Here is an 8,607-nt window from a genome sequence, read left to right as displayed (position 1 = left end):
GCCGATCAACCGCCTCGCATTCGAAGCCTATGTCGAGCAGGTTCTGGTGCCCGAGTTGCGGCCCGGCGACATCGTGATCATGGACAACCTCTCCAGCCACAAAGGAACCCGGACCCGTGAACTGATTGAGGCAGCGGGCGCATCACTCAGGTTCCTGCCGCCCTATAGCCCCAACTTTAATCCGATCGAAAACGCCTTCTCCAAACTCAAGGCGATGCTTCGCAAAGCAGCAGAGCGAACCGTTGATGCGCTCTGGAACAGAATTGGCAAACTGGTCCAAACCTTCACGCCCAAAGAGTGCGCCAACTACTTTGCAGCCGCTGGATACGATGCAGACTGATAGGATTCCGCTCTAGAAGCTTGCTCTCAAGCGTTAGCAGCACATCTTTGCTGGGATACCTTTGTCTGGCGCTCATTGAGCTGAGATAGCTGGCACCTTTGCCCAGCATCCGCTCCGAAAACTCAGCCTTGCTGTGCACCAGACCCAATTGCCCGGCCAGCGCATAGGCTTGCTCCAGTACATCCATCACATTCCACACCGTCATCCTGTTCTCCTCAGTCATTTTTCTGCATCCAGAACCCGTAATTCGCTGCTCGGGCGCTGCTGACCCAGATAAATATATTTATCAGATCAGGGCCTTAGCTCTGGTGAGAACGAGGATGCCTTATGAACTCAACGGAAAGGAAGAAGCTTAGAGACGCCTATTTCGAGCTATGCATGCAGATGGGCACAACCCACATGGTGACGCTGGCCACACATCAGCATTGGTCGATCAATAAGATGAAGGCGCTCATCAGGCATTTCGCTGGCTGCATGGACAATTCTGGCTTGGGCGGGATTTGGTCACAAAAGCCGATGAGCCAACGCATGAACGGTGTCTTCTTTATCGAAGGCAGCGAACTTGGTGCTGCAATCCATACGCACGGTCTCGTTCACATTCCCTACGGCACCGAAAGCTTTAAAGCTCAGGCTGGCAAGCTCTTGTGGGATGAAACCTGCAAGAGCGGCACGTTCAAGCTTCGAGAACTTTACCGGCCCAAAGGGGCATTCGACTACAGCAGTAAACTGATGAAATGGAGAAACTACGACCATGACCGCATCGTACTGCTTGCCGACTTCATGTCGGAAAAATCCCTGTCACTTGAGCCAACTATGCAACGCTGATACCGCGCCAAGCGGCAGGCTACAGACTCGACCGGAAAGAGACTGCTCGTCGACTTGGACAGCGGTTAATGGCTTCGCTGTACCAAAGTTCCAAAAGCGAAGAACCCAACGTTTTACGGAATAAAAAAAACGGCTGAGGGTGAAACGAACAAGAAGCCGAAGTGACATGAACAAACAGGCGTTTGTGAAATGTCAGTGAAGGATTTGGATGCAGGTCCAGGCGTCAGCTGGACATGATCCTAATAAAACCAATGGCAATTCCGGCAACGCTACGCCAAGAACATATCGCATTTGCGAAATGACCCGACCGCATTTAGGGATTGGGGATTGGTATTTGAGGACAGCGGCGATGAGTGACCAAGCAGAAATGACACGAGAAGAGCAGAAGACGGAATTTCTGGATCTGACAACCGAAGTTGTGTCGGCATATGTGAGCCACAACTCAATTAGTCCCACTGACCTGCCGCGTTTGATAGCCGACGTCCACTCAGCGATCACAGATCTCAAAGAAGCCGAAGTGCCGGAACAGACGGCAGATCAACCCAAGCCGGTTGTGCCGATCAAAAAATCAGTGACGCCCGACTACATCATCTGTCTTGAAGACGGCAAAAAGTTCAAATCGCTCAAGCGCCATCTGCGGGCGCACTACAACATGACTCCGGATGAATATCGGACCAAATGGGGATTGCCTTGGGACTATCCAATGGTTGCGCCCGCTTATGCCGAGAAGAGATCTCAGCTAGCCAAAGAAGCCGGATTGGGACGCAAGCGCTGAGGGTTTATGGCAAGAATGACACTTGATGCTAGGATGGTCGATAACCTTCGAAGCGACGAGCATACCTACTCCCTTGAACGCTTTTATGAGCCGGACGACGAGGAAGGGGCAGTCTTGTTATCGGGCCACGACGAGGCGAAAATCGAGCAGCAGCTGCATGAGGACACTGTCCGCATTCGGCAATGGATTGAGTCTCTGACAGCGAAGGATACGGGAATAGATCCCAATTTCGCACCCGATTACGTCTATGCCGCTCGGTACGAAGCCAAAAAACACAGAGCGAGCAAGTCCGAACTTTGGGAGGTCTTCTTCTTTTCCGAACAGCAAATGGCAGCCGCAGCTCCAAGCGATAAGGTCGCACCAGAGATCCGGCTATTCAGTAGTGCAGATGCGTTTGATGATGGATCGGTAGTCTCGATTCACACCGGTTTTACTATGCCGTTCGCCATTGGCTCAGACGAGGAAGAAGCCATATACCAGAGAGCTCTGGCAGCCGCACACTGCCAAAGTTAATCCTGGATCTCTTAGATGGCAGGAGTCGACGCAAACGCGGCCTTTCAATGCCTCGCTCTGCCGGCCCAATAGCTGACCTCTGGATTTTCGTGGACCGAAGAAAAAGCCCTACCGTTCAACGTCACCGCGTGACGCCACTGCCAGTGAAGCGATAAACTCATCGGGAATGGCCGGTTCGGAAGAACGTGACGCCAGTGCGGCAGAAACTGTTCCCAATGGACGCCTGCCGGTCGCCCCAGCCACGGCCCCCCTCAATCGGGCCTTGTCAAACACGAATATGCCTTTCATACCTCCAGCCGGGTTGCCACACTTGGAAACTCAAATAATGGGTTACTGAAACGTCATGGACCTTGAGACCTTCCTCCATCTTGCCGTGCTCTCCCTAGTTCAAGGCGTCACGGAATTCTTACCGATCAGTTCATCGGCCCACCTAATCATATTACCGGGATTGTTTGGCTGGCGAGATCAAGGATTGCTAATTGATGTCGCCATGCACATCGGCACCCTGGTGGCCGTGGTGGGCTATTTTTGGGATGAAACTAAGCGATTGATGATGGGGAGCGTCGATATCCTGCTGCGTAGAGCGTCCACGAACAGGCACATGGCGCTGACGGTTCTGGTCGGAACCCTGCCAGTGATCGTGGCAGGGATCCTGCTCAAGGATGTCATCGCAGGCGATTTCCGCAATGCCACCTTGATCGCAGCGACAACAGCGATTTTTGCGTTGGTGTTATGGGTGGCAGACCGCACCTCAGATGAAAAACGCCACATGATGAGTTCGATTAGCATCCCGGTCGCGTTTCTCATTGGATGCGCCCAAGCGATTGCGCTTGTGCCGGGTGTAAGCCGCTCAGGCATAACGATCTCCGCTGCATTGTTTTTCGGTCTGGCGCGCACAGAGGCGGCTCGATTCTCACTCCTGCTCTCGATCCCCACGACCGCAGCTGCGGGGTTGCTCGCATCTGCAGATCTCACGACGGCACAGAACACGGAGTTGCTTGCAGAAGCGCTCCTAGGGGCTGCCATGGCGTGTGTGACCGCTTACCTGTCGATTGCCTTCCTCATGCGCTGGTTGAGGCAGTTCACGTTTACACCGTTTGTAATCTACCGCCTCGCATTGGCGGCTTTCCTGTTTTTCTATGTCATGGCATGGATCGATCAATGATGATTTCCACCTGAGGCCCCATTGCCAAGATATTTCGTCGGCGCATTGCTCGCGCTTATAGCGGTAGGCTCCCTGCTTCCGGGTACCTTGCGCATTCCGAGCCCGTTTCTTACAACGACCGAGCATTTGCTGGCTTATGCTTTCGCGACTTTCGTGATCGTTGCCACTGTCAATCGCACTTGGCTGAGAATACTCGCCGTGCCATCCATGGCCATCCTGGCTTGTGTGTTTGAAATGATCCAGATCATCGTGCCTGGCAGGCGCGGGGACTGGGACGACGTGGTCTTCGGCATCTGCGGAGTAATTATTGGTGGGGTGCTTGCTGGCCTATGGCGGGCCAGCCTCTGGGCATGGTTACGGCTCAGAAACCGGTAAGCTCCAACCGTTGAGACTCTGGCTGCGAGGAGAGCCGGTCGCGGCTGGCTAACGAAGGCGCGATCGATCTATTTTCGAACCGATCGGCGTGAGACAAGCGTTGGCGCTCAGCGAACACAAGCGGTCACCCCTAGTTCCTCATACAGAACTCCGCGCACAGTACCCCGGAGCGCTGCAGGAGACACGGGTCAGACGCTCCAGCATCGCTCAGTGCGACAATTGCCGTTGTTAGTCGCTTGCAACTCCGATCTCTATATTCACGGATGACCGCTTTGCCAGCTTCAGCGTACAATAGCTGCCGGGCCGCAAACCACCCCCTTCCCTTCCTTGAGCTATGGCTTTGAAACCACGATCTGTTTGCTCGTCTCCGGCAAACATCGAGCTAAGAACTCTTTGCGATCCAACAGGTGTTCTGGCTTTGGAAGCTGGTTCATTCTGAGGCCCTGATCGGCATAGAGTTGTGCAATTTCTTGATTACCCTCTTTCATAACATCCCTCGTATGGGAGAAATTGCTCGGTCCAGAAAACTCTTTGAGGACGATGTTGTCGCAGCGGAAGACACCATAGCCTTTGCTGATGGCTTCAATCGCAAACAGCGTGTCTTCGCCGTGCCCTGCGAACGTCGCTGGCGGAAGAACCGGCTCCTTCCCTTCCAAAGCGAAGTTTCGAACAATGAACATGCTGCCCTTCAGATCGTAGTTGGCTTGAAAGACGTGGCTGCTCTCATACAGCTGAGGGTCCTTCTTCCAGATTTGATTTTGTCCCGGCATCTTTGCGGGATTGATGGGGAAGAAAACATCGATACCATCGTAGGCGTCGGCTGGTTGTGCGGCCATTTCGGCAAAGAACCTGCCACCGCTGTTGTGCTTGGGGCTGTGATACAGCACTGCATCGTCATCCATTATGATGCCCCAGCGATGAGAAGACGCATAGAAGGCCGCTAGGCACGCGTTTCGATTGAGGATGATCGGTTGGGCTGGCTTTTCAGTTATGGTGCCACCTCGCTCAGTCAGCGCTCCAAGTTCGGCACAGCCATCCCGCTCACTATCGGTCCAATTCGATATGACCACATGCACGGGCATATCGGTCATCTGCCGCCACCACCGGAGTTGCAGCTCGAAATTTGCCAACCGCCGCGTCCGGGCTTGGACATTGTCCGGCAGGAAGCTGGTAATGAATGCGCCAAAGATGTCTTTGGTCGGAAATGGGGCGGAAGGAAACTCAACGGGAATACGCCCGTAGGCACGGTCTGACGGCATTGTACGGCCCATCTTTGAGTGAGTGTGCTGAGGGAGTTGCGGGGTTGGCGTCCGGCTAAATCGCCCAAAAAAACTTGCCTAAGGCAACTTTTTTCATCTGTAATTTCAACGAAATAGCGACCCATAAAGGTTGTCGCCGCTAAAATACTGCCCGCCCACCAACTGCGCGAGACGGTCGATCTTTTCTGGGTCCCGCCCCCTCAATAGCTGGCGAATGTAAGGTGCGAACACCGACTTAGACTGGTTGACTGCGCGGCGGCTGCGTGTCCAACTGCTATCGTAACACCAGCCTGGATACATCTCGACGTAGCTCAGGCGCTTGGGAACAATCGGCATCGCGCCGCAAAGCAGCCCCTCATACACACCTATACCGAGCGTTTCTTGCAGACTGGCTGAGAAGACCGCTTCAGACCTTGCAACGAGGTCGCGGTATTGGTCCTTCGTTAGGTTTTGCTCCTGAGCGAAAACGAGGTCGTAGCCTGGCAGCAGCCTTTCCAATGCTCGCAGTGCATTGGGTTGTTTCTCCGCCGCCATCCGGTGCGGGAAAAGAATGATCTTTTCTTTCTTCCTTCCCGCATATGGAGCGAAAACGGTCTTCAGGTACTCCATTGGCCACCCGACGATCTTAGTCTTCGTGCCGGATACCTGCAGCTTTTTCACAAACAAGTCTCGATGAAACTTTGTGGCGAAGTAGCTTATCGAAGCGGCATGATAGACAGCTTGCTCGAAGGCAAAACTCCACGCTTTGTGCTTTATCTTCTGCCCCAGTTGGTCCGCAGGATCATATGAACCAGCGTGCCACATGACGTGGATGCCGATTCCAAGTTTCAGCAGATCTGCCATGTAGCGGACGCTCATGACGCCGGGGTGCCAAGCATCCGCAAACAGCACCCTGTCCCCAGCCTTGACCTGCTCGGCTCGAACCGCTTTTGCAAACTTCGCCACCTGCCTGGATTTGTAGATGTTGGTTTCGGCAAAATCCATGAAGGCGCCGCTGGTGATCGCTCCCGAAGTCGCTCCACCATTTATGACCCTCACCTTCCAGCCAGTGCCTCTTTGCTTGGCGGCGTTCCTTAGCTGCAGCGGCAGATAATGCTTCCACTCACTCGTATAGCGCTGCTCATGCGGCTCGATATCAAACAACCAAAGTGTCGGCATGTCAGGCAGTAGCCGTCGCTGGAGGCACAGCATCATTATCCCGCCGCCGTAGCACCCACCAGAAGCACAGAGCTCCAATCATTTTCATGAGCGAAACGATCACGACGGCAAGCCAATCAAACATCCCGATCAAGCTCAGCATTATGACCGTGTCGATCGGGACAGCTGCAGCAGATGAGAACAATATGCGCTGCGCCAACGGGCGTTTGGTCAGAGAGAACACCAGCCAATCGATAGTTTCCGACACAACAAATGCAGTCATGCTCGCAACTGCCACATCAGCGGAAGCAGTGAAGAAACTCAGAGCACCACCGGCAACCATCGCCAACAGCACCCAGTGGCCGATTTCTCGCTGAGCAAAGTCGCGAAAAACGAAGACAAAGCCAACGACAAGCATCACTGGAGGTATGGCCGTGTTGCCGATCATGATCGGTGGCAACAAAACCAGCAGCCAGTTGATGAATGCGATGGACAGAATATAAAGCGCAGTTGCGCTACCTTTTGGCATGGTTTCCCCCGAACAAGCCAACTAGTGATTCGTCGTCAAATTTGAACGACTGAGTCGAAAAAGCGCAAGCAGAAAATACTGACTGTCGCACTCAAGACGAAGTTGACGCGCGTATATTTCTGATGATGCTTTACATTATCGGTTCAGCAGGAGGGGGATGCGCCGTGTCATCAACGACAATCAATAACTTCGCCAGTATGGGCGCGCGGAAATTTGGCGTGGACTACTCAGAGTCGAAGGCGTTCCGCTGCGATCGCGCAAAGTATACGCCTGCGGTCAGCATGTCGTATATCAACCAGGTGGCCGACTCCGCAGCCTTTGCCTCTTTGCAGATGGCGCCGGGTGAGCTGCAGTTCACGCCGGCGGACCTCAATTTCACAGATCCCCGCAGCAGGCTATTTTTCTATCCTTGGGCGCTTTTGAGCGCCGGACAGGCTGCAAATACAAGCGTTGCAGCAGCAAAGACAAACTGGCTGACCCAAAAGCCGCGCGATCGGCGTGTGGTCATCATCGGCGACAGTGGCGGTTTTCAGATCCAGGAGGGCACGATTAATTTCACGCCGTCCACTCCAGGTCAGATGCTCAACTGGCTTGAAGCCAACACCGACTATTCGATGGTCCTGGATTTCCCAACGGGCGGCATAGAAAGGGGGTCGGTTGGGCCGCACTTGGAGCGGCTGGTTGCGGATGGGCATGATGTTTATGGAGAGGCAGATAAGTACGGCTTCTCACCCGAGTATATGGCCTGCCTCATACAGACTGAGCTCAACAACCAGCACTTTCAGGCCAACCGCACGGGCCAAACGAAATTTTTGAACGTGATCCAGGGGCGCAGCGAAAGAGAAAGTGCGTTCTGGTATTCGCGGGTAAAGCATTTCCCCTTCGAAGGGTGGGCGTTCGCAGGGCAGCATCACACGCACCTGTCGATGACGCTGTTTCGGCTCATTGAAATGCACCAAGATGGAAAGCTCGCTGACTGCGAGTGGATGCATTTTCTAGGCATCTCCACCTTGAAAGCAGGCATGATTCTATCCCGCCTTCAGAAAGCACTTCGAAGCTTCGTGGCGCCAAAACTCAGCATCTCTTTTGACTCCTCCAGTCCATTCCAGAGCTCGATCTACGCGACAGCGATTGTGGGCTTTGAACGCAGCGCTGACCGGTGGAGCTTCCGACCGGTTCGCCTCGGGAAAGAGCTGCTAAGCGGCGGCTACCGAACGATCAGCGATTATGCCGACGCTTGGGCAAGCGAGGATATAAACCGCGTAAAGGTCTCCACATCTATTGGGCACGGGATCTCGCTGAACAGACTCTTCCAGCCGCAGAGCACGAAAGCGTCGATGAACGGCGCTCAAGTGGCCCTTCTGATGAACCACAACATTCAGGCCTACATTGAAGGTTTCCGCAAGGCCTATCAAAATCTGGATGATGGGGCTGTGCTGGATCGACCGCTTGCGCTGTTCCAGATCGAGGCCATGATCGACGAGGTGTGCGACCGCTTGGCAACATCGCCACGGGCAGCGCGCACTTATTTGGCTGCGGTCAAAAGCGGCGTGGCGTGATGCTGCCTCATGGCTGGCTGTTTCCAGGGCGTAGCCGCACGGATCCGATCTCGTCACGACAGCTGCATCGCGCGGTGCAGGAAGCAGCCGAAGTGGCCGGGATCCATAAGCGTGTCAGTCCGCACACATT

The 8,607-nt window shown here is 54.2% G+C and carries 11 protein-coding genes; 7 read left to right on the top strand and 4 right to left on the bottom strand.

The annotated features are described in order from the left end of the window. Nucleotides 1-340: transposase (locus tag BLR31_RS21090; protein WP_143009388.1), on the top strand; the 340-nt coding region annotated here is incomplete at its 5' end. On the opposite strand, the gene BLR31_RS21495 is transcribed toward BLR31_RS21090, so the two are convergent. Continuing rightward, nucleotides 285-545 carry a DUF6626 family protein gene (locus tag BLR31_RS21495; RefSeq protein WP_143009493.1) on the bottom strand — a complete coding sequence of 87 codons (261 nt, stop codon included), beginning with the start codon at nt 543-545 and terminating at the stop codon, nt 285-287. The genes BLR31_RS21090 and BLR31_RS21495 overlap by 56 nt on opposite strands. Before the next feature lie 122 nt (nt 546-667). Here BLR31_RS21495 and BLR31_RS21085 point away from each other — a divergent pair, with 122 nt between their 5' ends. The 5 genes from BLR31_RS21085 to BLR31_RS22365 all read left to right on the top strand — a co-directional run bounded on the left by BLR31_RS21085 (nt 668) and on the right by BLR31_RS22365 (nt 3,993). Further along, nucleotides 668-1,165 carry a hypothetical protein gene (locus BLR31_RS21085; protein WP_090600480.1) on the top strand — a complete coding sequence of 166 codons (498 nt, stop codon included), beginning with the start codon at nt 668-670 and terminating at the stop codon, nt 1,163-1,165. A 349-nt stretch (nt 1,166-1,514) separates the two neighbouring features. Next, nucleotides 1,515-1,940, top strand: a complete 426-nt coding sequence (locus BLR31_RS21080; protein ID WP_280139144.1) for a Ros/MucR family transcriptional regulator — start codon at nt 1,515-1,517, stop codon at nt 1,938-1,940. A gap of 15 nt (nt 1,941-1,955) precedes the next feature. Further along, nucleotides 1,956-2,453 (top strand): hypothetical protein, encoded by a 498-nt coding sequence (locus tag BLR31_RS21075; RefSeq protein ID WP_090600473.1) that lies wholly within the window; start codon nt 1,956-1,958, stop codon nt 2,451-2,453. Between the two features lie 343 nt (nt 2,454-2,796). Continuing rightward, complete coding sequence (locus BLR31_RS21070; protein ID WP_090600471.1) at nt 2,797-3,618, top strand: undecaprenyl-diphosphate phosphatase; 822 nt, start codon at nt 2,797-2,799, stop codon at nt 3,616-3,618. Between the two features lie 21 nt (nt 3,619-3,639). Further along, nucleotides 3,640-3,993 (top strand): VanZ family protein, encoded by a 354-nt coding sequence (locus tag BLR31_RS22365; RefSeq protein ID WP_090600470.1) that lies wholly within the window; start codon nt 3,640-3,642, stop codon nt 3,991-3,993. A gap of 332 nt (nt 3,994-4,325) precedes the next feature. Here the strand turns inward: BLR31_RS22365 and BLR31_RS21060 are convergent, their stop codons facing one another. The 3 genes from BLR31_RS21060 to BLR31_RS21050 form a co-directional block, all read right to left on the bottom strand. After that, nucleotides 4,326-5,252, bottom strand: coding sequence for a hypothetical protein (locus BLR31_RS21060; protein WP_090600469.1), 927 nt, complete (start codon nt 5,250-5,252; stop codon nt 4,326-4,328). 105 nt (nt 5,253-5,357) lie between these two features. Further along, nucleotides 5,358-6,395, bottom strand: a complete 1,038-nt coding sequence (locus BLR31_RS21055) for a glycosyltransferase family protein (RefSeq protein WP_143009492.1) — start codon at nt 6,393-6,395, stop codon at nt 5,358-5,360. A gap of 16 nt (nt 6,396-6,411) precedes the next feature. Then, nucleotides 6,412-6,918 carry a VUT family protein gene (locus BLR31_RS21050; RefSeq protein WP_090600466.1) on the bottom strand — a complete coding sequence of 169 codons (507 nt, stop codon included), beginning with the start codon at nt 6,916-6,918 and terminating at the stop codon, nt 6,412-6,414. A 164-nt stretch (nt 6,919-7,082) separates the two neighbouring features. Between BLR31_RS21050 and BLR31_RS21045 the strand changes: the two genes are divergently transcribed. Further along, nucleotides 7,083-8,477 carry a hypothetical protein gene (locus tag BLR31_RS21045; RefSeq protein ID WP_143009491.1) on the top strand — a complete coding sequence of 465 codons (1,395 nt, stop codon included), beginning with the start codon at nt 7,083-7,085 and terminating at the stop codon, nt 8,475-8,477. The last annotated feature ends 130 nt before the right edge of the window (nt 8,478-8,607 follow it).

The organism is Pelagibacterium luteolum (assembly GCF_900100665.1).
GTDB lineage: Bacteria > Pseudomonadota > Alphaproteobacteria > Rhizobiales > Devosiaceae > Pelagibacterium > Pelagibacterium luteolum.
The sequence above is the reverse complement of the archived record's forward strand: the minus strand, read 5'-3'. Positions and strand labels throughout refer to the sequence as shown.